Origin of the sequence: Microbacterium sp., assembly GCF_047602155.1 — a bacterium.
Lineage (GTDB): Bacteria > Actinomycetota > Actinomycetes > Actinomycetales > Microbacteriaceae > Microbacterium.
In genome coordinates this window covers 586,730-612,576 of record NZ_JASGHZ010000001.1, presented here as the reverse complement: position 1 = coordinate 612,576, position 25,847 = coordinate 586,730, and the positions used below count along the sequence as shown (strand labels likewise).

Genomic DNA, 25,847 nt, shown 5'->3' with positions numbered 1-25,847 from the left:
GACGGTACGCGACCGCCGCGGCGCGTGGGAGGGTGCGCCAGACCCTCCCGGCATCCGCCGGGGCGTCGTAGCGTGATCGTGAGGAAAGGATGCCGCGATGCACACGCGTGAACTCGGCCAGGGACTGCGGGTCTCGGCCATCGGAATCGGCGCGATGGGGATGTCGATGAGTTTCGGCCCCAACCCCGGCGACCGGGGCGACATGATCGGCGTGCTGCGCTACGCCGTCGAGCAGGGGGTCACCTTCATCGACACCGCCGAGGTGTACGGGCCGTACGAGAACGAGGAGCTCGTCGGCGAGGCGATCGCGCCGATCCGCGATCGGGTCGTCGTCGCGACGAAGTTCGGCTTTCGCATCTCGGAGGGCGCCTCGCACGGCCCCGACTCGCGGCCCGAGCAGATCCGCCGCGTCGCCGATGCCTCGCTGCAGCGCCTCGGCGTCGAGGCGATCGACCTGTTCTACCAGCATCGCGTCGACCCCGCCGTGCCGATCGAGGAGGTCGCCGGCACGGTCGGCGAGCTCGTCGCGGCCGGCAAGGTGCGCCATTTCGGCATGTCCGAGGCGTCGGCGGCCACGATCCGGCGGGCGCACGCGGTGTTCCCGGTGACGGCCGTGCAGAGCGAGTATTCGCTGTGGACGCGCGAGCCCGAGCCCGAGGTGCTGCCCGCGTGCGCCGAGCTCGGCATCGGGTTCGTGCCGTTCAGTCCGCTCGGCAAGGGGTGTCTGACCGGCACCGTCGCGGCCGATGCGACCTTCGGCCCGGGGGAGTTCCGCGCGACGACCCCGCGGTTCTCGCCCGAGAACCTGCGCGCCAACCAGGCGCTCGTCGACCACGTGCGGGCGGTCGCGGCGTCCCGCGGGGCGACCCCGGGGCAGGTGGCGCTGGCGTGGCTGCTGGCGCAGCATCCGTTCATCGTGCCCATCCCGGGCACGCGCCGCCGCGAGCGCGTCGACGAGAACGCCGCTGCGACGCAGGTGGCGCTGTCGGCCGACGAGGTGGCCGCCCTGAACGCGCTCGCCGAGACCGTGGGCGTCGCCGGCGACCGCTACAACGCCGCCGGGATGGCCGCCGTCGGGCTCTGACGTCCTGCATCCCGAATCGGGATGCAGGATGGTATGATGGCACCATGTCGATGCAGATCGCAGTGCGTCTCCCGGAGCCGCTCGTCGAGTTCCTCGACCACGCCGTCGCCGAAGGCCGGGCGCCCAGCCGCGCGGCTCTCGTGACGTCGGCGCTCGAGCGCGAGATGCGGCGGTTCGTCGCCGAACGGGATGCCGCCTTTCTTGCGGACGGCGCCGCCGACGACCTCGACGTGCTCGTCGACTGGTCGGTCCGCCACCTCGATCTGGACGATTGACGTGCGCGAGATCTGCCTGGCGCGCCTGGACAAGACCAGGCCCGTGCTCGTGCTGACCCGCGAACTCGCGCGACCCGCGATGACGAAGGTCACCGTCGCGCCGATCACCTCGACGATCCGGGGGCTGAGCAGCGAGGTGCCGCTCGGGCGTGCCAACGGGCTGGACCACGAGTGTGCGGCATCCATCGACAACGTGCTGACGATCCCCGTCGCCGCTCTCGGCAGGACGATCGGCGTTCTCACCGAGGCGCAGGAGAGAGACCTCGCGCGTGCGATCGTCCTCGCCTACGACCTCGATGTCCCGCTGATGTCGTGAGTGGAGCGGCCGCGCGGATCAGAGGGGGATCAGAGACGGGTCCAGGCCTCGGTCAGCACCGAACGCAGGATCTGCTCGATCTCGTCGAACTCGGCGGGGCCGATCGTGAGCGGCGGTGCGAGCTGGATGACGGGGTCGCCGCGATCGTCGGCGCGGCAGTACAGGCCCGCGTCGAACAGCGCCTTGGACAAGAACCCGCGCAGCAGCCGCTCCGACTCGTCGTCGTCGAACGTCGCCTTCGTCGCCTTGTCCTTCACGAGCTCGATGCCGAAGAAGTAGCCGTCGCCGCGCACGTCGCCGACGATCGGCAGGTCGAGCAGCCGCTCCAACGTCGAGCGGAACACCGGCGAGTTCTCGCGGACGTTCTGCAGCAGCGACTCCTCCTCGAAGACGTCGAGGTTCTCCAGCGCGACGGCCGCCGACACCGGATGCCCGCCGAACGTATACCCGTGCGGGAATGAGGCCGTCCCGTGGGCGAACGGCTCGTAGACGCGGTCGCTGACGATCGTGCCGCCCAGCGGCGCGTAGCCGCTGGTGACCGCCTTCGCGAACGTGATCATGTCGGGCTGGTAGTCGTACCGGGTCGCGCCGAAGTACTCGCCCAGCCGGCCGAACGCGCAGATCACCTCGTCGGACACGAGCAGCACGTCGTAGCGGTCGCAGATCTCCCGCACGCGCTGGAAGTAGCCGGGCGGGGGCGGGAAGCATCCGCCGGAGTTCTGCACCGGCTCGAGGAACACCGCGGCGACCGTGTCGGGCCCCTCGAACTGGATCATCTCCTCGATGCGGTCGGCGGCCCACCAGCCGAACTGCTCCTCGGCGGACGCGGCGGCGCCGGCATCCGCGGTGAAACCCATCTCGCCGGAACGGTAGAAGTTCGTGTTCGGCACGCGGAATCCGCCCGGCGTCACCGGCTCGAACATCGACTTCATGCCCGGCAGGCCCGTGATCGCGAGCGCCCCCTGCGGGGTGCCGTGGTAGGCGATGGCACGCGAGATGACCTTGTGCTTGGTGGGCTGGCCGCGCAGCTTGAAGTAGTGCTTGGCGAGCTTGAACGCCGTCTCGACGGCCTCGCCGCCGCCCGTGGAGAAGAAGACGTGGTCGAGGTCGCCCGGCGCGAGATGCGCGATGCGGTCGGCGAGCTCGATCGCGGCGGGGTGCGCGTACGACCAGAGCGGGAAGAACGCCAGCTCCTCGGCCTGCTTCGCCGCCGCCTGCGCGAGGCGCGTGCGGCCGTGCCCGGCGTTGACCACGAACAGGCCGGCGAGACCGTCGATGTAGCGTTTGCCCGCGGCATCCCAGATGTGGTGTCCCTCGCCCCTCACGATGATCGGCACGCCCGGCCCCTCGGTCATCGCGGACTGGCGCGCGAAGTGCAGCCAGAGGTGATCGCGGGCCATCTGCTGGAGTTCGGCCTCGGTGCGGGTCATGATCGGCTCCGATCTCGTCGTGATTCCACGCTATTGGCGACACGGGCCCGTGTCGAGGAGGCCACGGCGTGCAGATCGGGCACTCCGTGCGGATCTTCCGCGGCGCCGGACGATCCGCGCTGCGGCGGCTCAGCGCATCGTGTCGAGGATGCCGGTGAGGTGCTCCAGCGTCGTGCGCGGGTTGAGGATCGCGAAGCGGGCGTTGGTGACGCCGGCGTGGCTCGACGGGGTGACGAAGGCGCGCTGCGCGTCGAGCAGCCGCGTCGACCAGCGGCTGTAGTCGGCCTTGTCCCAGCCGACCCGCTCGAAGACCACGACGCCCAGCTGCGGGCGGCGCACGAGCCGCAGCTCGGGGCGGCGCTCGATGTCGTCGGCGATCTGCTGTGCAAGCTCGAGCGCGTGGGTGATCGCGGCGCGGTAGGCGGCGGCGCCGTGCGTCGCGAGCGAGAACCACAGCGGCAGCCCGCGCGGGCGACGGGTCAGATGCATGGCGTAGTCGGAGGGGCTCCAGTCGCCGGTCTCGGTGAGGGTGTCGAGGTACTCCGCGTGCTGCGTGTGCGCGCGGCGCCCCAGCTCGGGGTCGCGGTAGATCAGGGCGCAGGCGTCGAACGGCGCGAACAGCCACTTGTGCGGGTCGACGACGAGCGAGTCGGCGCGCTCGACGCCCGCGAACAGCGGCCGGGCGGTGTCGGTGAGCATCGCCGACAGGCCGTAGGCGCCGTCGACGTGAAGCCAGACGCCGTGGGCGGCGGCGGCATCCGCGATGCTCGCGATGTCGTCCACGATGCCGAAGTTCGTCGACCCCGCTGTCGCCACGACGGCGAAGACGCTGTCGCCGTGCTCCTGCAGCGCCGCCCGCACGGCGTCACCGCGCAGCACGCCGTCGTCGGTCGGCACGCCGACCACGTCGACGTCCATGACGCGCGCCGCGGAGGCGATCGAGGAGTGCGCCTCGACGCTGCACACGATCTTCCAGCGGGCGATGGGCGCGCTCGCGCGCTCGCGCGCCGCCTCGCGGGCGGCGACGAGCGCCGAGAGGTTGCCGAGCGTCCCGCCCTGGACGAAGACGCCGCCGGCGCCGTCCGGCATCCCGAACTCTGCGGCGAGCCAGCGGAGCACCTCGTTCTCGGCGTGCACGGCGCCGGCGCCCTCGAGCCATGACCCGCCGTAGAGCGCGCTCGCCGAGACGACGAGGTCGAACGCGGCGGCCGCCTTCGTCGGGGCGCTCGGGATGAACGACAGGTACCGCGGATCGTCGGTCGTGATGCATGCCGGGGCGAGCACATGCTCGAACACGCCCAGCGCCTTGCGCGCGCCGATGCCCGCCTCGCTGATCGTCCGCCCGGCCAGGCGGCTCAGCTCGGCCGGCGGCAGCGGCTTGTCGAGCGGATTGTCCTCGGACAGGAGGCGCCGCTCGGAATACTCCAGCACGAGTTCCACGATGGAACGGGTCTCGGCGCTGACCTCGTGCATGCGGGCGGCGTGATCTTCGGGAAGGGGCGGTGTCATCGTGATCCTTGTCACAGTGCGGGGGTGCGCGGCGGCGCCGTGCGGCGGGGGCGGAGGGCCTCGAACGCGAGGCCCAGTCGCAGCAGTGCGGTGTCATCGTATGCGCGCCCGGCGATGGTGAGGCCGACCGGCATCCCGATGTCGGCCATCGTCCCCATCGGGACGGTCACCGTCGGGATGCCCAGGTGCCGGATCGCGAGGTTGCCGTTGGCGACCCACACGCCGTTGCGCCAGCCGAGGTCGGCGGATGCCGGGTTCACGTCCATGTCGGCGTGCCCGACGTCGGCGACGGCGGGGAAGACGACGGCGTCGAGGCCGGCGGCATCCATCCACTGCTCCAGGTCGACGCGGCGGGTCTCCTCGAGGCCGCGCAGGCCCGCTTCGAGCTCCGGCATGTCGGCGAAGCCGGCGCCGGGGTGCTCGCGCACCCACCCGGGATACTCGGCGATGTCGTCGTCGAAGCCGGTGTAGCGGTCGAGTTCGGCGCCGGCCGGCCGGGGGAAGATGCGTGCGCCGTCGACACCCGCGAGGGTGTCGAGCGCCGGGTCGCCGTTGGCGGCGAGGAAGTCCTCCCAGCCCCAGGCCGACAGGTCGACGATCTCGCGGCGCAGGTACTCCGGGCCGACGAGCCCGCGCGTCGCGATCGTCGGGGCGCCCGGGCGGTCGCCCTCGTAGTTGCTCACGACGGGGAAGTCGACCTCGACGACCGTCGCGCCGGCCGCCTCCAGGTCGGCGCGGGCCCGCCGCCACAGGTCGATGACGCTCGGCCGGGTGTCGATGCGCCGACCGGTCGGGCCACCGATGCCGGGCCCGTCGGGGGCGTCGTCGGCGTTCACGTACATCCGCGGGATGCCGATGCGCTTGCCGGCGAGGTCGGCTGCGCGCAGCCCGACATAGGATGCCGGCCGCACCTCGCTCGCCGCCGGGATCTCGACCCACGGCTGCACGCGCCAGAAGTCGCCGCGCGTCTCGGCGTCGTTCGCGACGATGACCTCGAGCACCTCGAGCAGGTCGGCCATGGTGCGCGTGTGCGGCACGACGACGTCCATCGTGGGCACGAGCGGCCAGTTGCCGCGCGTGGAGATGACGCCGCGGCTCGGCGTGTAGGCGCACAGGGCGTTGTGGGATGCGGGTCCCCGCCCGCTCGACCACGTCTCCTCACCGAGACCGAAGGCGGCGAAGCTCGCCGTGGTCGCGGTGCCGGAGCCGTTGGACGAGCCGGAGGCGAACGGCGCCGTGAGGAAGTCGGCGTTGTACGGGCTCTCGGCGCGGCCGTATACGCCGCGCTGCATCCCTCCGTTGGCCATCGGCGGCATGTTCGTGAGGCCCAGGCAGATGGCCCCGCCCGCGCGCAGCCGCTCGACCGTGAACGCGTCGCGCTGGGCGACGAGGTCGGCGAACGCCGGGGAGCCGGCGGCGGCGGTGAGCCCCTGCACGAGGTACGAGTCCTTCGCCGTGTACGGGATGCCGTCGAGGGGCCGCCGCGTCTCGCCGCGGGCGCGGCGGGCGTCGCTGGCGGCGGCCTCGGCGCGCGCCTCGGGGTTCGGGACGACGAGGGCGTTGAGGGCGGTCGCGGTGCCCGGCGCATCGTATGCCGCAATCCGCATATGGTACGCGTCGACGAGTTCGACGGCGGTGGTCTCGCCCGATTCGAGCGCGGCGCGCAGCTGCGCGATGGTCGCTTCGACGACGTCGATCATGCGGTTCCCTCTTCTCCTTCGCCGTCAGGCGTTCCGTCGCCGAACATCAGCGCACCGCCGGCTGCTGCTGCGTGATGCAGTGCACGCCGCCGCCGCGCGCGAACAGCGGGCGCGCATCGACGGTGACGACCTCGCGTCCCGGGTAGGCGTCGGCGAGGATCGCGCGCGCCGCGGCATCCGCCCGCTCGTCGCCGAAGCCGCACGCGATGACGCCGTCGTTCACGACGAGGTGGTTGACGTAGCTCCAGTCGACGAGACCGTGCTCGTCCTCGACGGTCTCCGGGGCCGGCAGATCGATGATGTCGAACGGGCGGCCGGCGGCATCCGTCTGCGCGACCAGCAGAGCCCGGATCTCGCGCATCACGGCGTGGTCGGGGTGGGCCGGGTTGGACGGGGCGTGCACGAGCAGGCGGCCCGGGGAGGGGATGGTCGCGACGATGTCGACGTGGCCCTTCGTGCCGAAGTCGTCATAGTCGCGGGTGAGGCCGCGGGGCAGCCAGATGGCCGTGGTCGTGCCGAGCGTGCGGGCCATCTCGGCTTCGACGCGGGCCTTGTCGGCGAACGGGTTGCGGCGCGGGTCGAGCTGGACGGTCTCGGTGAGCAGCACCGTGCCCTCGCCGTCGACGTGGATGCCGCCGCCCTCGTTCACGAGCAGCGAGCCGACGACCTCCGCCCCGACGGCCTCGGCGATGATGCGCGCGTGCTGGGCCGACTTCTGCCACTGCGCCCACGCGGGAGCGCCCCAGCCGTTGAAGACCCAGTCGACGGCGCCGAGCGCGCCGGTGGCGTCGTCGATGACGAACGTGGGGCCGGCGTCGCGCATCCAGAACTCGTCGACGGGAGCCTCCAGCAGCTCGACCTCGCCGGGGAGCATGCGCCGTGCGCGGGCGAGCTCGCTCGGGTCGACGAGCATCGTCACGGGCTCGAACCGGGCGACGGCGACGGCCACCGCAGTCCAGGCGGCGTAGCCCTCCTCGCGCAGGGCGTCGGTGTCGCCGAGGGTCTCGCCCTCGGCGGGGAAGGCCATCCAGATGCGGTCCTGGGGGGCTGTCTCGGCCGGCATGCGCCAGGTCATCGCGTTCTCCTCGCTGATCCGCTAGGTTGTTGATCAAACGATCAATAAGAGGGAGCGTACCGAGCGATGAGCGAGACGTCAACACCCCGGCGGGTGCGCAAGAGCCCCGACGAGCGTCGCGCCGAGCTCGCCGCCGCCGCGCGCGATCTCGCCCTGCGCGAGGGGCTGGATGCCCTGACCCTCCGCGCCGTCGCCGCCGAGGCCGGCGTCGCCCCGGGCCTGGTCGCACACTACGCGCCGGGCATGGACGAGCTCGTCGCCGCCACCTTCGGCGACGTCGTCGCGGGGGAGCTGGCCGAGGTCGTGGCCCTGCTGCAGCGGGTCGACCCGGCCGCGGAGCGCATCGGCATCCTGCTGTCGACGATGCTCGACGGCTCGCGCGCCGACGTCACCCTGGTGTGGGTGCAGGCGTGGGCGATCGGCACCCGCAACGACGCGCTCGCCGCGCGCGTGCGCGTCGAGATGGACGATTGGCAGGCCGCGATCGCCGCCGAGGTGCAGCGGGGGATGGATGCCGGCGCCTTCGCCCGCGGCGACGCTGCGGCGATCGCGTGGCACCTCGTCGCCATGATCGACGGCCTCAGCGCCCACACCCTCGTCGGCTGGCGCGGCGCGCCCGACCTGCTGTCGCTCACGGCCCGCGCCGTCGCGGGCCTCCTCGGCGTCGACGCCGCCGCGCTGGGCGGGTAGCGCCGTCCGCCGCCCGCCTCCGCCGTCCGCCGTCCGCCGTCCGCCACCGCCGTCCGCCTCCGCCGTCCGCCGTCCGCCACCGCCGTCCGCCGTCCTCGCGCCGAGACCCCGTCTCCGCATCGAGACCCGCGCGCACGGCGGCGGTCTCGATGCGCAGCGTGGGTCTCGGTTGCGCGGGCGTTCCGCGGACGGGGCGGTGGCCGTGAGACCGCACCTGCGTGATGCGACGGCATCCGATGCACGCGGTCTCATGGTGCCGCCGAAGTCTCACGGCGCGGGGTGCGCGGGGATGGCGGGGATCTCCAGCGCCGAGGCCTCGCCGCACACGATGGTGGCGGTGCCGCGACTGCTGCGCACATAGTGTGTCGGGAAATGCCCGAACAGCGGGTTACGCGGCTCGAGATACCGTCCGGCGATCATGAGCCGCAGGCTCTCTCCGGCGTGGAAGAGCGTCGCCGACGGGCTGAGCGCGATCGTGACATCGACCTGTTCGCCGGGCCGCACGGGCTGCAGCGTGCGAAAGGCGTGCACGGGCTGGTGGGGTGTGCTCAACTCCGGGTCGAGCCCGCGCAGCGAAACACGCAGCCGCCCCTGGGCGATGCGGTCGCGCCCGTATCCGTACGACCCCTGGAACGGGACCGGCATGTCGTTCGCTCGCTTCTCGATCCCGACGAACAGTCGGGGATCGCGCGCACGTTCGGTCGACAACCGCAGGCGCAGGGTCATCGGGCCGCTCAGCTCGGTGTCTTCGTCGAACCGGTGCTCGAAGGCGAGAGCCGCTCGCCGCAGGTCGAACGAGACCGTTCCGGACGGTGTGCCCGACGGTGTCGTGGGCCTGCATTCCGTGAGCGCCCCGTCCGCAGTGAGGTGCAGGCGACGCCACTGCGTCCGCGCGAGCGGCCACTCGTGCTCGTCGCGAACCTCGACCACCCGGTCGCCGCGGTCGCGGACCTCCAGGCGCAGCGGCGGCAGCTCGGGGGCGTCTCGCTCGGCGAGATGCCGGTCGAAGAACGCGCGCTGGTGGGCGCGCGCCTCCGCGCTGTAGAACACGGCCCATTTCGGCCCGCGGTGGGCGTATGCGTGGCGATGCTCGGATGCGACGCGCTGGAAGGCGCGCATCGATCCGCCACTGTGCAGATTGGCATCCGAGAAGCTCGTGCACTCCAGGATGGGCACGGTGATCTTCGAGAGGTCGGGCGCGAGGGCATCCCACCATTCGTCGCGAAGTGGATGCCGGCGCCGCTCGGCGCCGAGGTTGGTGTTGAGCCGGGCGGCCTTCGCGCTCAGGAAGAACCAGATGCGTGCGAAGCCGTCTTCGACCACCCCACCCGAGGTGCAGAAGTCGCGGTAGATGTCGGTGAATCCCTCCCAGGGGCAGATCGCCTTCAGGGCCGGTGGGTTCAGGGCGGCGACCTTGTACTGCGAGATCGCGAGGTACGACACGCCCAGCATCCCGACCCGGCCGTTCGACCACGGCTGCTCTGCAGCCCAGGCGATCACCTGGGCGATGTCGTTGGCCTCTTGATCGCTGAACAGGTCGCCGCGACCCTCGGAGTGCCCGCCGCCGCGGACATCGAGGTTGATGACGGCGTACCCCTGCTGCGCCCACCAGACCGGGTCGGGCGCCTCCCAGCTGGTCTGATCCGAGATCCGCAGCGGCGCGGTCTGGTTCATGATGCGAAACTGCGGGTTGAGCGCCCAATGGCGACCCCTGCGCCTGGGCACCGCGTCTTTGCCGTAGGGATGCGCGGAGAGCAGCACGGGCAGGGGCTCCGTGGCACCGGCGGGGCGGAACAGGTTGAGCCGCAGGGTGACGCCGTCGCGCAACAGCACCGGCACGTCGGCGTCTTTGCGGACGTCGGATGCCATTTCGTAGACGGTCACGGGCGGCTTGCGCAGGGCGCCGATCCGGCGGCGCGCGTATGCGGCCGTTCCGGGGCGGCGCCAGGGCTTGTCCACGAGACTGCGGGTCATGACACGGCTCCTTCGATCGACGTCGCAACATGGTTTAGATCGACGTTCTAGTGCTATTGAACGACACTCTAGAGCATGCGGTACGATGCTGTCCATGACGTTCTCAGAAGCGGAGATCGGTGAGACCGGCGACGCGCGCAGCCGGCAGAAACGCGTCGGCGACGCTCTCCGTCGCGATACCCGGGCGCGATTGCTCGAGGCGGCCGAAGGAGAGTTCGGCGCCCACGGGTACACGGCAACCACGGTCACCCGGATCGCCGCGGCGGCGGGCGTCTCCGTGCAGACCCTGTACCTGGCATGGGGGAGCAAGCGGGGTCTGCTGCGCGGTTACATGGAGCACGCGATCGCGGGGGGCGAGGCATCGCCCGAGGATGCCGCGCGGCGCTTCGCCGGGGACATGTCGCCACAGGACCGGATCAACGGCCTGGCGGACCTCGTGTCCGACATCGCCGAGCGTGCCGCGCTCGGATGGAGCCTCTACCGCGATGCCGCCGCGGTCGATCCGGAGATCACCGAGGACTGGGCGGAGCTGCATCGCCTCCGTCACGGCCTCATCGCCCGGATCGTCGCAGGCATCCCCGCGGAATCCCTACGGGCTGGACTCACCCACGCCGCCGCGACCGACACCGCGTGGGTCATCGCCAGCCCCGACAGCTACGACCTCCTCGCGGGCAGGCTCGGCTATGACCTCGACGCGTTTCGCGCGTGGACGCGCCGGACCCTCACCGCCGCACTCCTCACGCCGACCGCGGGCTGAACGTCACCGATTCATCCGTCGCGAACCGCGGCCATCCGGCGAGTTGGAGGTGGTTTGCGCCGGATGGGCCGGATGCCGACTGCCTCGTCCGTCGCGAATGATGGCGAAACGCCGCTGTGGTCGTGGTTTGCGCCGGATGGGCGGGATGCCGCCGACTTCATCCGTCGCGAATGATGGCGAAACGCCGTTGTGGTCGCGGTTTGCGTCGGATGAACGCGGCGCCCCCGGTTTCGTCCGTCGCACATTGCGGTGATTCGGCCGGATGGAGGTGGTTTGCGTCGGATGAACGGGGCTAGCGAGCGGGATGCGCCGGATCAACGCCAGCCGCCAGCGACACCGGATGCCGCCGCCTCAGTGCCCGCGGCCCGACACCCAGTCCGCGACCCGGGCGACGGGCGACGTCGCCGGCCGCCCCGGCCGCGCCTCGTGCGCGTCGGCAAGATGGTACGCGCCGTAGATCGCCTGCACGGCGAGCCAGCGCAGCGGCTCGACCTCCCAGCGCCGCGCGCGGCGCCCCACCCAGGGCAGGTCGACGAGGTCGCTCGCACGCCCGAGTACGAGGTCGGCGAGCGTGCGCCCGGCGAGGTTCGTCGTCGCGACGCCCGTGCCGACGTAGCCGCCGGCCCACCCGAGCCCGGTCCGCCGGTCGTAGCCGACCGTCGCCGACCAGTCGCGCGGAACGCCGAGCACCCCCGACCAGGCGTGGTCGATCGGGGTGGCGGCGGCATCCGGGAAGAACGCGTGCAGCAGCCGCGTGAGCGCGGCGACGGTGCGCTGCGGCGTCGCGCCGTCGCTGTCGACGCGCGACCCGTAGCGATACGGCACGCCGCGCCCGCCGAACGCGATGCGGTCGTCGGCTGTGCGCTGCGCGTACATGTAGACGTGCGCGAGGTCGCCGAGGGTCGCGGCGCCCGACCAGCCGACCGCATCCCAGAACTCCGCCGGCAGGGGCGCGGTCACGATCATCGACGAGTTCATCGGCAGCCACGTGCGGTGCTGCCCGCGCAGGTCGGGCGTGAAGCCCTCGGTCGCCCGGATGACGGATGCCGCGCGCACCGTCCCGTGCGCGGTCACCGCGCGCCCCGGCTCGATGGCCGACACCGCGGTGTCCTCGTAGATCGGCACGCCGAGCCGCTCGACCGCGGCGGCGAGCCCGCGCGCCAGGCGGGCCGGATGGATGCGGGCGCAGTGCGGATGCCACACCCCGCCGAGCGCGCCGGCGACCCGCACGTGCGCGTCGGTCGCGGCGGCATCCCACAGCTCGAGGTCGGTGTGCGGCCACGACTGCTCGTCGGCGGCGAACGCGCGCAGCCGCGCGAGCTGGGCCGGCGTGCGGGCGATGTTGAGCTCGCCGCCCTTGCGGATGCCGGCGTCGATGCCCTCGGCATCCGCCACCCGGATGACCTCGTCGACGGTCGCGTTCATCGCCGCCTGCTGGCGCGCACCGCCCTCGCGGCCGTACTGCGCGCGGCCGCCCGTGACCGAGTTCGTCAGCCAGCCGCCGTTGCGGCCCGAGGCGCCGAACCCGGCGAAGCGCCGCTCGAGCACCGCGACGCGCAGGTCGGGCTGCAGGGTCTTCAGGTAGTACGCCGTCCACAGCCCGGTGTACCCGGCGCCGACGATCGCGACATCGACGTCGCGGTCGCCCGGCAGCGGGCTGCGCGCGGGTGGCATCCCGAGCTGCCGCCACCAGAACGAGACGCCCCCGTTTGCGACGCCGTGCCGCTGGTTCGTCACCGAGACCGCCGCGGTATGCCGAGACCCCGCATCCGGATGCCGGGTCAGAGGGCGGCGTCGGCGACGTCGAGCGCGGCGTCGAGGATGTCGAGGCCGCGGACGAGGTCGTCCTCCGAGATCACGAGCGGCGGGGCGACGTGAACGCGGTTGAAGTGCGTGAACGGCCAGAGCCCCGCCTTCTTGCAGGCGGCGGCGACGGCCGCCATGGGGGCGGCATCCGCGCCGGACGCGTTGAAGGGAACGAGCGGCTCGCGCGTCTCGCGGTCGCGGACGAGCTCGATCGCCCAGAACAGCCCCCGGCCGCGCACGTCGCCCACCGACGCATGCCGTGCGGCGAGGGTCTGCAGCCGCGGCTCGACGACGCGCGCGCCGAGGTCGCGCACGCGCTCCAGGATGCCGTCGCGCCGGAACACCTCGAACGTCGCGATGCCAGGGGCGCAGGCGAGGGGGTGGCCGGAGTAGGTGAGTCCGCCGGGGAAAGCGACGGTGTCGAAGTGCGCCGCGATACGGTCGCTGATGACGATGCCGCCGAGCGGCACGTATCCCGAGTTCACGCCCTTCGCGAAGGTGATGAGGTCGGGGACGACATCGAACGCCTGGAACGCGAACCACTCGCCGATGCGGCCGAAGCCGACCATGACCTCGTCGGCGATGTAGACGATGCCGTACTTGTCGCAGAGGGCCCGCACGCCGGGCAGGTATCCGGGCGGCGGCACGAGCACGCCGTTGGTGCCGACGACGGTCTCGAGGATGATCGCGCCGATCGTCGACGCGCCCTCGAGGATGATCGTCTGCTCGAGGTGCTCCAGGGCGCGGGCGGTCTCCTCCTCGGGCGAGGAGGAGTGGAAGGGCGACCGGTACGCGTACGGCCCGAAGAAGTGCGCGACCGAGCCGTCGGCGGGCTCGTTCGCCCAGCGTCGCGGGTCGCCGGTCAGGGTGATCGCGGTGGACGTGTTGCCGTGGTAGCTGCGGTACATCGACAGCACCTTGCGCTTGCCGGTGACCAGGCGGGCCATGCGCACGGCGTTCTCGTTCGCGTCGGCGCCGCCGTTGGTGAAGAACACCTTCTCGAACCCGTCCGGGGCCACGTCCGCGATCAGCCGTGCGAGCTCGCCGCGGGTGTCGTTGGCCATCGACGGCTGGATCGTGGCCAGCCGCCCGGCCTGCTCCTGGATCGCGGCGACGAGGTCGGGATGCTGGTGCCCCAGGTTCAGGTTCACCAACTGCGAGCTGAAGTCGAGGTACGAGTTGCCGGCGTAGTCCCAGAACGTCGCCCCGGACCCGCCCGCGACGGGCAGCGGATCGATGAGCGCCTGCGCGCTCCAGGAGTGGAAGACGTGCCCGCGGTCGGCGGCGCGCACGCGCGCGTCTTGGTCGAGGTCGGTGCGGATGCCGGTCGTCAGCGTGTCGGTCATGATGTGTGGGTCTCCGGTCGTTGAGCGAGCGCCGTAGGCGCGAGTCGAAACGTCGTCAGTCGTGCTGCGGGAAGCCGAGGTTGATCCCGGTGTGGGAGCTGTGGCCGCGCGTGGCCGGGTCGATCCAGCGGGCCGTGATCGCCTTCTCGCGGGTGAAGAAGTCGAAGCCGTGCGTGCCGTACGCCTTCGCGTCGCCGAACAGCGAGGCCTTCCAGCCGCCGAAGGAGTGGTACGCGACGGGCACGGGGATCGGCACGTTGATGCCGATCATCCCGACCTGGATCTCGTTCTGGAACCGGCGGGCGGCCCCGCCGTCGTTCGTGAAGATCGCGGTGCCGTTGCCGAACTGGCCCGAATTGATCAGCTCGACCCCGTCGGCGAACGAGGCGATGCGCACGACCGACAGCACCGGCCCGAAGATCTCCTCGGTGTACGCGCGCGAGGTCGTCGGGACGTGGTCGAGCAGGGTTGGCCCGAAGAAGAAGCCGTCTTCGTGGCCCTCCACCCGGCATCCGCGGCCGTCGACGACGATCGTCGCGCCGTCGGCCTCGGCGATGTCGACGTAGGAGGCGACCTTGTCGCGGTGCGCGCCGGTGATGAGCGGACCGAGGTCGGGCTCGACGGCATCCGCCCCGTTGCCGATGCGCAGCTTCGCGATGCGCTCGGCGATCTTGCCGATCAGCTCGTCGGCGACCGGCTCGACGGCGAGGACGACCGAGATGGCCATGCAGCGCTCGCCGGCGGCGCCGTATCCGGCGTTGACGGCCTGGTCGGCGACGAGGTCGAGGTCGGCGTCGGGCAGGACGAGCATGTGGTTCTTCGCGCCGCCGAGAGCCTGTACGCGCTTGCCGGTCTTGGCCGCGGTCTCGTAGATGTACTGCGCGATCGGGGTCGAACCGACGAACGAGATGGACTGCACGACGGGGGAGTGCAGCAGCCCGTCGACCGCTTCCTTGTCGCCCTGCAGCACCGTGAACGCCCCGTCGGGAAGCCCCGCCTCGCTCCAGAGGGCCGCGAGCCACAGGGCCGCAGACGGATCCTTCTCGCTGGGCTTGAGGACCACCGCGTTGCCGGCGGCGAGTGCGATCGCGAAGAACCACATCGGCACCATCGCGGGGAAGTTGAACGGGCTGATGACGCCCACGACGCCGAGGGGCTGCTTGAGGGAGTACACGTCGATCCCGGTCGACACGTTCTCGCTGTACGCGCCCTTGATCAGCGCCGGGAACCCGCACGCGAGCTCGACGACCTCCTGGCCGCGCGCGATCTCGCCCATCGCGTCGGAGATCACCTTGCCGTGCTCGGCGGTGATGATGGCGGCAAGCTCCGTCTTGCGCGCGTTCAGCAGCTCGCGGAAGGCGAACACCACCGCCTGGCGCTTGGCGATCGAGTAGCCGCTCCAGACCTCGAATCCGCGCTGCGCCGACCCGATCGCCGCGTCGATCTCGGCCTGGTCGGCGAGGGCGACCTCCGCCTGCACGGCGCCGGTGGCCGGGTTGAACACCGGCGCGGTCCGGCCGCTCGACGAGGGACGCTCGGCCCCGTCGATCCAGTGTGAGATGACGCGGATGCTGTCGGTGCTGGTCATTTCGTCTCCTTCGCGCGGTTCGCCAGAGCTGATCCGGACAGATCGACCGGACGGACGAATCGGTGTGGCAGACTCATTCTGCCCGTGGATGGCTGAGCGCAACAGGGGTGAGGGAGGTAAGAGCCGTGGCCGAACGTCGCGAAGTTTCGATCGACCGGACAATCCGTCCGGGCGGGTCTGCGGCGGCTGCGGGCCTGCCGACGGTGCGTGAGGCGCTCGTGCTCGACGCCGTCGCCGCGGGCGCCCCCGAGGTGCTGGCGGACGCCGGGCTGGATGCGCCCGTCCGCTGGGTGCACGCCTCCGACAGCGCCGCGGTCGCGCGGCTGCTCGACGGCGGCGAGCTGCTGCTGTCGACGGGGTCGGCGTGGCCCGTCGAGCCCGACGCCCTGCGCGAGTTCGTGGGGAGCCTCGCCGATGCGGGGCTGTCGTGCCTCGTGCTCGAGCTGGGCACGCACTACCGGTACGCGCCCGCCGTCGTCGTCGAGGCGGCGCGCGAGCGGGGGCTGGCGCTGGTCGTGCTCCACCGCGAGGTGAAGTTCGTCGCGGTGACCGAGGCCGTGCACCGGCGGATCATCGCCGACCAGACGGCAGCGCTGGAGGCGCGCGACGAGGTGCGCACCCGGTTCACGGCGCTCGCCCTGCGCGGCTCGCCCGCCGACTTCATCGTGCACCAGCTCGCGCAGACGCTGGGGTCGCCGGTCGTGCTGGAGAACCTGGCGCACGAGGTCGTCGTCGCCGACGTTCCGCCCGCGCGCGAGACCGAGGTGCTCGCCCGGTGGGAGGTGCGCTCCCGCGTCGCGCACCGCAGCGGCGGGGTCGCGGAGTCGGCCGCGGGCCGCCCGGAGCGCTGGCTGATCGTGCCGGTCGAGGCGCGCGGCATCCGGTGGGGGTATCTCGTGGCGCTTCCGGGGCCGGCGCATCCGGCGGGGCGCGTGGGCGTGCTGGAGCAGGGTGCGATCGCGCTGGCCCTTGGCCGCCTCACCGACGCCGCGGGCGACGAGTGGGCGCGCATCGGCCGACGGCAGCTGGTCGACGCGCTGCTGGCGGGCCGCTACGCGAGCGCCGACGGCGGGGCCGCGCGGCTGCAGGCGGCGGGCCTGCCCGTCGAGGGCGCCGCCCTGCGCGGCGTCGTCGCCGCAGGTGCGCAGGTGCGCGCCGACGCCGCGGATGCCGCCGCCCGCGCGCTCGGCGGCCGCGCGCTGGTCGGGTCGGCCGATGGCGTGGCGGACGCCGCGGCCCGCGCCGGCGCGGTGGGTGCTGCTGACGCGCCCGGCGCGGCGATCCTGCTGTCGTTGCCGCCGGCGGTGCGGTTCGATGACGACGCGGCGCTGCGCTTCGCGCACGATCTCGGCCCCGACGCCGCGCGGCTGACGCTGTCGATCGGGCCGGCGGCATCCGGGCTCGACGAAGGCCTCGCGTCGCTGCAGGAGGCCATCGACCTGTCCCGTGCTCCGGGGCCGCGCGGGGTGCGCGGGCCGCAGCTGCGGCGGGCCGAGCAGCGCCCGCTGGCGCGGCTGGTCACGGCGCTGCGCGACGACCATCGCGTGCTCGACCACGGCGAGCGGATGCTCGCGCCCCTCATCGACCACGACCTCGCCCGCGGCGGCGACTTGCTCGACGTGCTCGGCGCGATGCTCGCGCACCCCGGCAACCGCACCGCCGCCGCGTCGGCGTCGCATCTGTCGCGGTCGGTGTTCTACCAGCGGCTCACCCTGATCGGCGACCTGCTCGGCGTCGACCTCGACGACGGCGAGGTGCAGGCCGCCCTCCACCTCGCCCTGCTGGTGCGCCGCTCGTCGGCGCGCTGACCCGGGATGGCCGGCGCGCGTGGGCAGCGCATCCGGATTCGCCGCCATCCGTCGCAAATCGCGGCGACGCCGGCGGATGGCCGTGGTTTGGGGCGGACGAGCCGGGGGCGGATGCCGTCATCCGTCACGAATCGTGCCCAAACTCGCGAATACCCGTGGTTTGCGCCGGATGAAGCCGGGGCGCTTCACGGCGTCGGATGCCGCCGGTGCGTCATCCGTCGCGAATCGTGCCCAAACCCGCGAATACCCGTGGTTTGAGCCGGATGAAGCGGGCGGACGACGGGGACGGCGAGTTCTCCGGCGGTCGAGGCGGTCGACAGCGAGTGGCCCCGAGACAAGCGGCGCGATGGTCACGGAGTCGATGTCGTTGATGCCATGCCTTCGTGCTGATGCATGGACGATCACGCGGCGCTGGCCCACGCGTCGAGAGCCGCGCGGATGGCCTCGGAGCGGTTGAGTCCTTCGCGCTCGGCGCGCTGCATCACGGCGGCGAGTTCATCCTGCGTCAGTCGTACCGGAACCACTTGCGCTGCAGTGGTTCCGCGAGGCGCGCGACCCCAGCGCACACGCAACTGGTCGACGTCGTAGCCGGCCTCCGCCTCTGCGGCCCACTCGGCGACCTGGGCGTCATCGACTTCGCGGCCCTGAATCGTGCGCTTCATGAACTCATCGTATTACGAAAAAGGTGGCGGCGCCGGATCCCCGCTTACCGCCGGCCGATGAGCTTCGCGCGGGCGAACTCGTCGAGGCAGCGCGGGCGGCGGCGGTTGTCTTCGGCGGTCTGCAGGAGGAAGGCGTCGAACGCGGCCCGGTGTTCCGGCCCGGCGGCATCCGCCGCGCCGCGCATAGTCACGAGGATGCGCGCGGCGCTCTTGTAGTTGCGCACGTCGGTGACGGTCAGCGTATCGGTGACGATCTGGCGGTAGAGGGGAAGCGTATCGGCCGGGCGTGTGCGGGCGCGGTCGGCGCAGAGGTTGAGCCAGGTCGACGCATCCGCGAGGCGCTCGCGGTTCGTCGTGGCGAAGGCCCAGGCGGCGTCGCCACGGCCGGTCTTCAGTAGGTGCTGCACGTAGGAATCGGGGTGACGCTCGGCGAGCAGTGCCTCGGCGGCATCCTGTTCGGCGGCCCACTGCCCGACGTTGCTTGCGGTCGTGCGCAGGTCGTCGAACGATGCTGTTGACGGATGCCGTCGGAACCACTCGCGACGCAAGGTCACGGCCTCGTCGGAAGCGCCGCGGTCGAGTGCGTCGTCGACGAGGAACGTGATGAGCTTGCGATCCCAGCCCCGACCGTCCATGGCGATGCCGATGTGCGCGTAGGCGACGGCGTCGTCGTGGAGGCCGGCCTCTTCGAGATCCCATACGATCGCCGCGGCGAGCAGGGCATTCGTCGGTTCGCCGCCGTGCGCGGCGACGATCGCGTCGCGGTCTTTGTCGAGTACGGCGAGGCGGGTGAGCGGGTACCTACCATACGGCCCGAGATCTATGCCTGCAATGGCCTCGCGGTACTTCGCGATGCTCTTCGCGGATAGCCCCGGAGCGTAGGCGACGATGTCGGGGTCGAAGAAGTCCTGCTGGCCGCCGTAGCGGAACTTGACGATCCAGGCGACGAGCTTGGTCTGCTCGGCCTGTGTGAGCGGCGGCTGCGAGGTGCGCACGGCGGTCGCATGCGCCGCCAGCAGGGTGTAGGCGAGGTCACCCTGCCTACCCGACGAATCGTCGGACTTGAGGATCGCGCGCGTGGCGAGCGTCAGCGCGCGCTCGATCACGGGGATCAGCTGGGGCGTCGCGCTCTCGGCGCGGGCGGCGAGCAGCTGCACGGTGTCGTACGCGTCGTCGGCGTAGTCGTTCGCCTGTCGGTAGTCGTAGAAGCGGTATGACGGGGTGAGGTTGTCGTTGACGAGCCGCAGGAGGTCGCCGGGGTCGTCGGATGCCGCCACCCGCACGGTCTCCAGCCAGTCGGCGAACTCGGGCGACCGTCCCGCGCCGGCGAGGACCAGCTGCCGGAGGTCGTCCTCGTCGAGCCCGTGCAGCCAGTCATCGAGGTCGTCGCCGGGGGTCATGGTGTCAAGTGTGGCAGGGAGTAACGACAACTCAGCCGCCGACGTCGACCGTCGCGACGCCCAGGTCGCTCCACGCGCGCAGCAGATCGCGGTCGCCGCCGACGGCGATGAAGTCGTCGGATGCGACGGCCAGCGCCGTCGCGCACTGGATCGCGTCGTAGCCGCGCAGCGCGTGTGCGGCGGCGAGGTGTGCGGCGTTCGCCAGAATCGCGTCGCCCGGAGTCACGTGCACCATGTCGCCCCAACGCGCTTCGAAGGCAGCCAGAGCCCGACGGTGTTCGGCTTCGCCGAGCCTTCCCTGTCGGGCGGCCTGCGCGATGGCGGCATGTACCTCCACGAACGACAGGGTCGTGGTGACCATTGCATCGGCCTGATCCCAGATGCCGTTGCAGCGTGCCGTCGTCGGTTCGGCGATGACAAGCGGGACCAGTGCGGATGAATCGAAGTACGTGATCGCGGGCACTATCGACGCTGGTCCTTGACGAGGTCGCTCACCGTGCCGTTGGCGGCGACCGGATCGGGGTAGCGCGACTGGCGCGGCCCTGTCGGCAGCGTCACGAGCCCTTCGCGGATGAGCTTCTCCAGCCCCGACTCCTCGCCGATCGGCACGATCTTCGCGATGGGTCTGCCGTGATCGGTGACGGTGATCTCCATGCCCTCGCGCACGCTCGCCAGGTGACGACTGAGCCTATCCCGCAGCTCCCGGATGCCGATTGTGGCTACATTCATGAGGTCATTATAGCCATATTCCATGAGCGGCGGCATCCCGATCGCCTGGAGGCGCTGCTGCATCCGGAGTTCGTCGAGATCGGGCGCTCCGGCTGGCGCTGGACGCGGGCCGAGATCATCGCGTCGCTGCTCTCGGAGCCTCCGCGGGCGAGGCCGACGACGGATGAGTGGCAGTTCGCCACGATCGCGCCCGGTCTCGTTCTCGTGACCTACCGGATAGCCGCACTCGCGGGCACCAGCCGACACTCGTCGCTGTGGGATGTCAGCGGCGCGCACCCGGTGATCCGGTTTCACCAGGGGACGGCTGTGTCCGAGGGACTCGGATAGGTCGCTGTCTCAGCCCGCGCGTCGCGAGGCAACGGCATCCTCGAAGAGGTCCGCTGTGAGCCCGTCGAGGAAGTAGCCGGGCTTCACGCGCAGCGCATCGGCGATGCGCACGATCGTATGGATGCTGGGCATCGCGCGACCCGTCTCATACGCGCGGATATTGGCTGAGTCGATGCCGGTGAGGCCGCCGAGCTTGTCATGCGTCATCGAGGACCGCAGGCGCGCGGTGCGGATCCGCTCGCCGACGAAAGCGGCTGCTGCGGACGGAACTCGAGGCACTCGTCAAGCGTTGCCGGTCGAGGGCACATCAACCAGGGTGATTGTCCCCAGTTACAAGTACCCTGATTGCGTGCCATCCCCCTCGGACGAACATCCCGGTCCGCGCTTCGTCGCTGAAGACGGGGTGCCCGTCGCATCGTCAACGCCGCTCGATTCGCTCCTCGCGCAGTTCCGCAACCTTGCCGACAGCCAGCGGATGAAGGGCAGCTACCTCGAGCAGCTGGCGCGCCACTACCTGAAGGTCGAGCCGTTACGGGCGGAACGTCTCGGCGAAGTGTGGCTCTGGAAGGACTGGCCGGGCCGCGAGGGGCGACCTGACACGGGCATCGACCTCGTGGCGGAGATTCGCGGCGGAGGTCTGCTCGCGGTTCAGGTGAAGTTCTTCGCCGAGAACCACAGGATGCAGAAGAGCGACCTCGACTCGTTCTTCGAGGCGATGGGCAAGGAGCCGTTCACCGAGGGCCTTGTCATCGATACGACGAGCACACCTTGGTCTGCGAATGCCGAGGAGGCGCTGAAGAACCGTACGAAGCCGGTCGGTCGCGTCTCTCTCGCAGAGCTGCGGCACAGCGCGGTCGATTGGTCGACCTACACGCTTCTCAAGCCCGAGGTCGCGCCCGATCGGTTCGAGCGCAAGGCGCTTCGTGCCCACCAGCATGCAGCCGTCCACGCGGTGATGGAAGGGCTCAAGCCCGGTGGCACGCACGACCGAGGCAAGCTCATCATGGCCTGCGGCACAGGCAAGACCTTCACCGCGCTCAAGCTGGCCGAGCGCTGGACCGACGAGGTCGCCGGTGGCTCCTCGACGGTGCTGTTCATGGTGCCGTCGCTGGCCCTGCTGCAGCAATCGCTCGACGAGTGGTCGCGCGAACGCGACCCCGAGGTGGGATTCCGTGCGTTCGCCGTGGGCTCGGACACGAACATCGGGCGCCAGAAGAACGACGACCTCACGAGTGTGCTCATGGAAGATCTGGGTGCGCCGGCGACGACCGACGGAGCGACACTGGCGCGGCTGCTCGGCGATGACGAAGAAGACCGTGAGGGGATGACGGTCGTCTTCTCGACCTACCAGTCGATCGACGCCGTCGCTGCAGCCCAGCGATTCCTCGGCCTGCAGTTCGACCTCGTCATCTGTGATGAGGCTCACCGCACGACCGGCGTCACGCTTGCGGGCGACGACGAGTCGCACTTCGTCAAGGTGCACGACAACGCCGTGATTCCGGCGACCGCACGCGTCTACATGACCGCAACGCCGCGCATCTTCGCGCCCGAGGTGAAGAACGCGGCTTCGCAGAAGTCGGCCGAACTCGTTTCGATGGATGACGAAGAGTTGTTCGGGCCGGTGCTCTATCGCATCGGGTTCGACGAGGCGGTGCGCAAGGAACTGCTCAGCGACTACAAGGTCGTCGTGCTCGGCATCAGCGAGGACGAGATCGTCGAGCATCTGCAGCAGGAACTCTCCGACCAGGGTCGCGAGCTTCAGGTGACCGATGTGGCGAAGCTGATCGGATGCTGGAACGCGCTTGCCAAGCGCAACGCGGGTACGGTCGCCGAAGGCTTCGGCGCCGATGTGACGCCGATGCGGCGCGCGGTGGCATTCGCCAAGGACATCAAGACGTCGAAGGGCGTCGCAGGTGACTTCACAGCGCTCGTCGAGGGCCACCTCTCGAACATCGAGAACGACGACGCGACGGACGATCTGACAGTCGAGGCTGAGCACGTTGACGGCACCATGAACGCGACGCAGCGCGGCGAGTTGCTTGACTGGCTCAAGGCCGCGCCAGAGCATGACCAGTACGGTCGTCCGGTCGCCCGCGTCCTGACCAACGCGCGCTGCCTCAGCGAGGGCGTCGATGTGCCGAGCCTTGACGCGGTGCTCTTCCTGAGCCCCCGCAAGAGCCAGGTCGATGTCGTCCAGGCTGTCGGTCGCGTCATGCGCCGCTCGCCGGGCAAGAAGCTCGGGTACATCGTGCTGCCGATTGCGATTCCGGCCGGGATCAGCCCCGAGGAAGCGCTCAACGACAACGAGCGCTACCGGGTCGTGTGGCAGGTACTGCAAGCGCTACGCGCGCACGACGAGCGGCTGGATGCCTCGATCAACCAGGCCGCGTTCACCGGGCGGCTCCCCGAGCAGGTGCTCATCGAGCGCGTCGATCTCGCCCCGAAGAAGCCACGTCAGTCATCACCGTTTGACACGCCGCCCGAGCCGCCGCCGGCGACGCCCGGCGGAGGTAGCCAGCCGTCACACATCGCGCCGATGCTCCCCGGCCTCACCGACAGTGCCGCGCTCTGGAAGGACGCTGTCTTCGCCAAGCTCGTCGCGAAGGTCGGCGACCGCCTCTACTGGGACGACTGGGCGGGCGATATCGCCGAGATCGCGCAGCGCTTCATCGCGCTGATCACGGCGCACATCAACGCTCCTGAGAACGCTCGAGCGCCGTTCGACGACTTCGTCAAGGCGTTGCGTGCGACGGTGAACCCTGACGTCTCTGAGCCCGAGGCGATCGAGCTGCTCGCGCAGCATCTGATCACCAAACCGGTATTCGAGGCGATGTTCCCCGAGGGGTCGTTCACGCAGGACAACCCCGTGTCGGTTGCGATGGAGAACGTCCTCGAAACCTTCCACGACAACGCGGCGTTCGCGCGCGAGCGCGAACCGCTCGACGTGTTCTACGGAAAGGTCACCGATCGCATCCGCGGGCTCGACACCGTCAGCGCCAAGCAGCAGATGCTCGTGACGCTGTACGACAAGTTCTTCACGAAGGCATTCCCGCTGCTAGCCGACCGCATGGGCATCGTCTTCACCCCCGTCGAGGTCGTCGACTACATTCTGCGATCGGCGGATGCCGCGTACTTCCAACACTTCGGCAAGCGCTTGAGCGACGAGGGGGTGAATATCCTCGAGCCGTTCGTCGGGACGGGCACGTTCCTCACGCGGCTGATGCAGACGGGACTCATCAGGCCGGAAGACCTCACACGCAAGTACACGCAGGAGCTGTACGCGAACGAGATCGTGCTGCTGAGCTACTACGTCGCGGCGATCAACGTGGAGGCGGTGTACCGCGAACTGTGTGCCGAGCATGGGATCGAGTCGGCCGAGGGCGGGTTCACCGGGATCAGCCTCACCGACACTTTCGCGATGGACGAGCGTGACAACCAACTCGCCGGGGGCGTGTTCCCCGAGAACACGGCTCGCCTAGAGAAGCAGCGCGATACGAAGATCGACGTCATCGTCATGAACCCGCCGTACCGGGCGGGACAGGCGAGCGCCAACGACGCGAGTCAGAACGCGAAGTACAAGATGACGGATGCTGCGATCAAGAACAGCTACGTTGCTCGCTCGACTGGCGCGAACAAGAACGGGCTGTACGACTCGTACTATCGCGCACTCCGCTGGGCGACTGACAGGCTTCGAGATGGCGGTGTGATTGCGTTCGTGTCGAACTCAGGCTTCGTCGATGGCGGCACTGCTGACGGCGTCCGCTTGAGCTGGGCAGAAGAGTTCAGCGACGTGATCGTCTACAACCTGCGTGGGAACATGCGCGTGCGCGACTGGCAGGCAGAGGGCGGCCAGATCTTCGGAGCGGGCAGTCAGGCGGGCATCGCGCTCACTCTGCTCGTGAAGGACCCGAAGTACGCGGGGCCGGCACGCATCCACTACGCCGACATCGGTGAGGGCTTGAGTCGCGAAGACAAGCTGGAGAAGCTCGTTCGCGAGGCTTCGATCGAGGGCACCGACTACTCCGAGGTCACGCCCAACGCGGCGGGCGACTGGGTCAATCAGCGCGACGAGCGTTTCGGCACCTTCCAGCCGATCGGTGACAAGGCATCGAAGGGCATGGAGACGAGCCCGGCGATCTTCCGCGAGTTCTCGAACGGACTCAAGACGAATCGAGACGCTTGGACCGTCAACTTCAGCGATGTTGTGCTTCGTGCGAGTGTTCAGCGACATGTCGATCATCTGAACAGCGAGCGAGAACGGGTCCATGCTCGCGCTGCAATCGGTGACGCGACTCCGCTTGAGAAGCTCCTCGTGCGTGATTCCGGTCTAGGTACCTGGGCACCCGCGAACATCGCGGATCTGAGGCGTAACCGGCCCACGGTCCTCGATGAAGACGGCTTTCGCACGACGCAGTATCGCCCATTCGTCGGTCAGCATCTCTACTTCGACCCGTCCGGGCGTCTCAACGAGCGGGCCTACCAGATCCCCAGGGTCTGGCCGACCGCCGCTCACTACAACATTGCAATCGCGGTGAACGCAGACGGTCGCCTGCCGACTCCTCCGCTGATGACTCGCGACCTCGCTGACCTGCACCTCAACGGCGACGCGCAGGTGTTCCCTCGCTACACCTGGGAGCCCGTGGCGACGCCGGACGGTGCCCTGAATCTCGATGCGCTTGCGATGTCTGCCAGCGAGGAGGTCGATGGCTACCGCCGGGTCGACAACATCACCGATGCGACGCTCGCGGCCTACCGAGCGGTGCATGGCGATGCCGTCGCGAAGGACGACATCTTCTACGGCATCTACGCGCTGCTGCACCATCCGATCTATCGCGAGACGTATGCCGCCGATCTGCAGAAAATGCTCCCGCGCATCCCCCAGGTGAGGGACTTCTTGGAGTACGCCCGCATCGGTCGCGCGCTCGCCGAGCTGCACGTCGACTACGAGTCGGTCGCGTCGGCGGAGCTCGGCGAGGAGATCACCTCGCTCGATCCGCCGACCGACCCGTTCGAGCTGTACCGCGTCGACAAGCTGGCGTGGGTCTCGCGCAAGGACCACACCGCGATCCGGTACAACGCGCACCTGACGATCACCGGCATCCCGCTCGAGGAGTCCGAGTACAAGGTCGGCGGCCGCAGTCCGCTCGAGTGGGTCATCGATCGGTATCAGGTGAAGGTCGACAAGGCGTCCGGCATCGTCAACGACCCGAACGCATGGCTGCGCGAGCAGAACAACCCGCGCTACGTCGTCGATCTGATTCGGTCGCTCGTGACGGTGAGCCTCGAGACCCAGCGCCTGGTCGGCGAACTGCCGCCCTTCGAGGTGATCGATTGACGTACGCCACCAACTTCCCCACTCATAGGGGAGCGC

At 70.3% G+C, this 25,847-nt stretch carries 21 protein-coding genes; 8 read left to right on the top strand and 13 right to left on the bottom strand.

The features are described from left to right. The first annotated feature begins 97 nt into the window (after positions 1-97). From QM720_RS02900 to QM720_RS02890, 3 genes are read left to right on the top strand one after another with little or no spacing between them, the layout of a single operon-like run. A complete protein-coding gene (locus tag QM720_RS02900) occupies positions 98-1,084 on the top strand; it encodes an aldo/keto reductase (protein ID WP_415124661.1) in 987 nt (328 codons plus the stop codon). A 44-nt stretch (positions 1,085-1,128) separates the two neighbouring features. Then, a complete protein-coding gene (locus QM720_RS02895; protein WP_415124660.1) occupies positions 1,129-1,359 on the top strand; it encodes a ribbon-helix-helix domain-containing protein in 231 nt (76 codons plus the stop codon). A gap of 1 nt (position 1,360) precedes the next feature. Beyond that, positions 1,361-1,675: a type II toxin-antitoxin system PemK/MazF family toxin gene (locus QM720_RS02890; RefSeq protein ID WP_415124659.1), complete on the top strand. Its 315-nt coding sequence runs from the start codon at positions 1,361-1,363 to the stop codon at positions 1,673-1,675. A gap of 29 nt (positions 1,676-1,704) precedes the next feature. Here the strand turns inward: QM720_RS02890 and QM720_RS02885 are convergent, their stop codons facing one another. The 4 genes from QM720_RS02885 to QM720_RS02870 form a co-directional block, all read right to left on the bottom strand. Then, positions 1,705-3,105: an aspartate aminotransferase family protein gene (locus tag QM720_RS02885; protein ID WP_415124658.1), complete on the bottom strand. Its 1,401-nt coding sequence runs from the start codon at positions 3,103-3,105 to the stop codon at positions 1,705-1,707. A 129-nt stretch (positions 3,106-3,234) separates the two neighbouring features. Continuing rightward, positions 3,235-4,614, bottom strand: a complete 1,380-nt coding sequence (locus tag QM720_RS02880) for a pyridoxal phosphate-dependent decarboxylase family protein (protein WP_415124657.1) — start codon at positions 4,612-4,614, stop codon at positions 3,235-3,237. An 11-nt stretch (positions 4,615-4,625) separates the two neighbouring features. Further along, on the bottom strand, positions 4,626-6,314 hold the full coding sequence (locus tag QM720_RS02875; RefSeq protein ID WP_415124656.1) for an amidase: 1,689 nt from the start codon (positions 6,312-6,314) through the stop codon (positions 4,626-4,628). A 46-nt stretch (positions 6,315-6,360) separates the two neighbouring features. Beyond that, positions 6,361-7,389, bottom strand: coding sequence for an agmatine deiminase family protein (locus QM720_RS02870; RefSeq protein ID WP_415124655.1), 1,029 nt, complete (start codon positions 7,387-7,389; stop codon positions 6,361-6,363). 66 nt (positions 7,390-7,455) lie between these two features. Between QM720_RS02870 and QM720_RS02865 the strand changes: the two genes are divergently transcribed. After that, a complete protein-coding gene (locus tag QM720_RS02865; RefSeq protein ID WP_415124654.1) occupies positions 7,456-8,079 on the top strand; it encodes a TetR/AcrR family transcriptional regulator in 624 nt (207 codons plus the stop codon). A 267-nt stretch (positions 8,080-8,346) separates the two neighbouring features. Here QM720_RS02865 and QM720_RS02860 read toward each other — a convergent pair whose 3' ends face one another. Further along, positions 8,347-10,053 carry a CocE/NonD family hydrolase gene (locus QM720_RS02860; protein WP_415124653.1) on the bottom strand — a complete coding sequence of 569 codons (1,707 nt, stop codon included), beginning with the start codon at positions 10,051-10,053 and terminating at the stop codon, positions 8,347-8,349. Positions 10,054-10,147: 94 nt separating this feature from the next. Between QM720_RS02860 and QM720_RS02855 the strand changes: the two genes are divergently transcribed. Next, entirely contained in the window at positions 10,148-10,810 is a 663-nt protein-coding gene (locus QM720_RS02855) for a TetR/AcrR family transcriptional regulator (RefSeq protein ID WP_415124652.1), read from the top strand. Between the two features lie 351 nt (positions 10,811-11,161). On the opposite strand, the gene QM720_RS02850 is transcribed toward QM720_RS02855, so the two are convergent. The 3 genes from QM720_RS02850 to QM720_RS02840 all read right to left on the bottom strand — a co-directional run bounded on the left by QM720_RS02850 (position 11,162) and on the right by QM720_RS02840 (position 15,550). Then, the gene (locus QM720_RS02850; protein WP_415127783.1) at positions 11,162-12,484 is read right to left on the bottom strand and encodes an NAD(P)/FAD-dependent oxidoreductase; all 1,323 of its coding nucleotides are present in this window, start codon (positions 12,482-12,484) and stop codon (positions 11,162-11,164) included. Between the two features lie 107 nt (positions 12,485-12,591). After that, entirely contained in the window at positions 12,592-13,962 is a 1,371-nt protein-coding gene (locus tag QM720_RS02845) for an aspartate aminotransferase family protein (protein ID WP_415124651.1), read from the bottom strand. 55 nt (positions 13,963-14,017) lie between these two features. After that, positions 14,018-15,550: a CoA-acylating methylmalonate-semialdehyde dehydrogenase gene (locus QM720_RS02840; protein WP_415124650.1), complete on the bottom strand. Its 1,533-nt coding sequence runs from the start codon at positions 15,548-15,550 to the stop codon at positions 14,018-14,020. A 125-nt stretch (positions 15,551-15,675) separates the two neighbouring features. On the opposite strand from QM720_RS02840, the gene QM720_RS02835 reads away from it, so the two are divergent. Beyond that, positions 15,676-17,358, top strand: a complete 1,683-nt coding sequence (locus tag QM720_RS02835; protein ID WP_415124649.1) for a PucR family transcriptional regulator — start codon at positions 15,676-15,678, stop codon at positions 17,356-17,358. A gap of 401 nt (positions 17,359-17,759) precedes the next feature. Here QM720_RS02835 and QM720_RS02830 read toward each other — a convergent pair whose 3' ends face one another. The 4 genes from QM720_RS02830 to QM720_RS02815 are packed head-to-tail and all read right to left on the bottom strand — an operon-like array spanning position 17,760 to position 20,086. Further along, the gene (locus tag QM720_RS02830) at positions 17,760-18,020 is read right to left on the bottom strand and encodes a ribbon-helix-helix protein, CopG family (protein ID WP_415124648.1); all 261 of its coding nucleotides are present in this window, start codon (positions 18,018-18,020) and stop codon (positions 17,760-17,762) included. Between the two features lie 44 nt (positions 18,021-18,064). Continuing rightward, positions 18,065-19,420, bottom strand: coding sequence for a hypothetical protein (locus QM720_RS02825; protein ID WP_415124647.1), 1,356 nt, complete (start codon positions 19,418-19,420; stop codon positions 18,065-18,067). A 31-nt stretch (positions 19,421-19,451) separates the two neighbouring features. Beyond that, positions 19,452-19,883, bottom strand: a complete 432-nt coding sequence (locus QM720_RS02820; protein ID WP_415124646.1) for a type II toxin-antitoxin system VapC family toxin — start codon at positions 19,881-19,883, stop codon at positions 19,452-19,454. Continuing rightward, positions 19,883-20,086 carry a type II toxin-antitoxin system Phd/YefM family antitoxin gene (locus QM720_RS02815; RefSeq protein ID WP_415124645.1) on the bottom strand — a complete coding sequence of 68 codons (204 nt, stop codon included), beginning with the start codon at positions 20,084-20,086 and terminating at the stop codon, positions 19,883-19,885. Before QM720_RS02815 ends, QM720_RS02820 begins: the two co-directional genes overlap by 1 nt. 9 nt (positions 20,087-20,095) lie before the next feature. Between QM720_RS02815 and QM720_RS02810 the strand changes: the two genes are divergently transcribed. After that, positions 20,096-20,476 carry a DUF4440 domain-containing protein gene (locus QM720_RS02810; protein WP_415124644.1) on the top strand — a complete coding sequence of 127 codons (381 nt, stop codon included), beginning with the start codon at positions 20,096-20,098 and terminating at the stop codon, positions 20,474-20,476. A 9-nt stretch (positions 20,477-20,485) separates the two neighbouring features. Here the strand turns inward: QM720_RS02810 and QM720_RS02805 are convergent, their stop codons facing one another. Further along, entirely contained in the window at positions 20,486-20,755 is a 270-nt protein-coding gene (locus QM720_RS02805) for a helix-turn-helix domain-containing protein (RefSeq protein ID WP_415124643.1), read from the bottom strand. A gap of 70 nt (positions 20,756-20,825) precedes the next feature. Between QM720_RS02805 and QM720_RS02800 the strand changes: the two genes are divergently transcribed. Continuing rightward, positions 20,826-25,811 carry a type ISP restriction/modification enzyme gene (locus QM720_RS02800; RefSeq protein ID WP_415124642.1) on the top strand — a complete coding sequence of 1,662 codons (4,986 nt, stop codon included), beginning with the start codon at positions 20,826-20,828 and terminating at the stop codon, positions 25,809-25,811. The last annotated feature ends 36 nt before the right edge of the window (positions 25,812-25,847 follow it).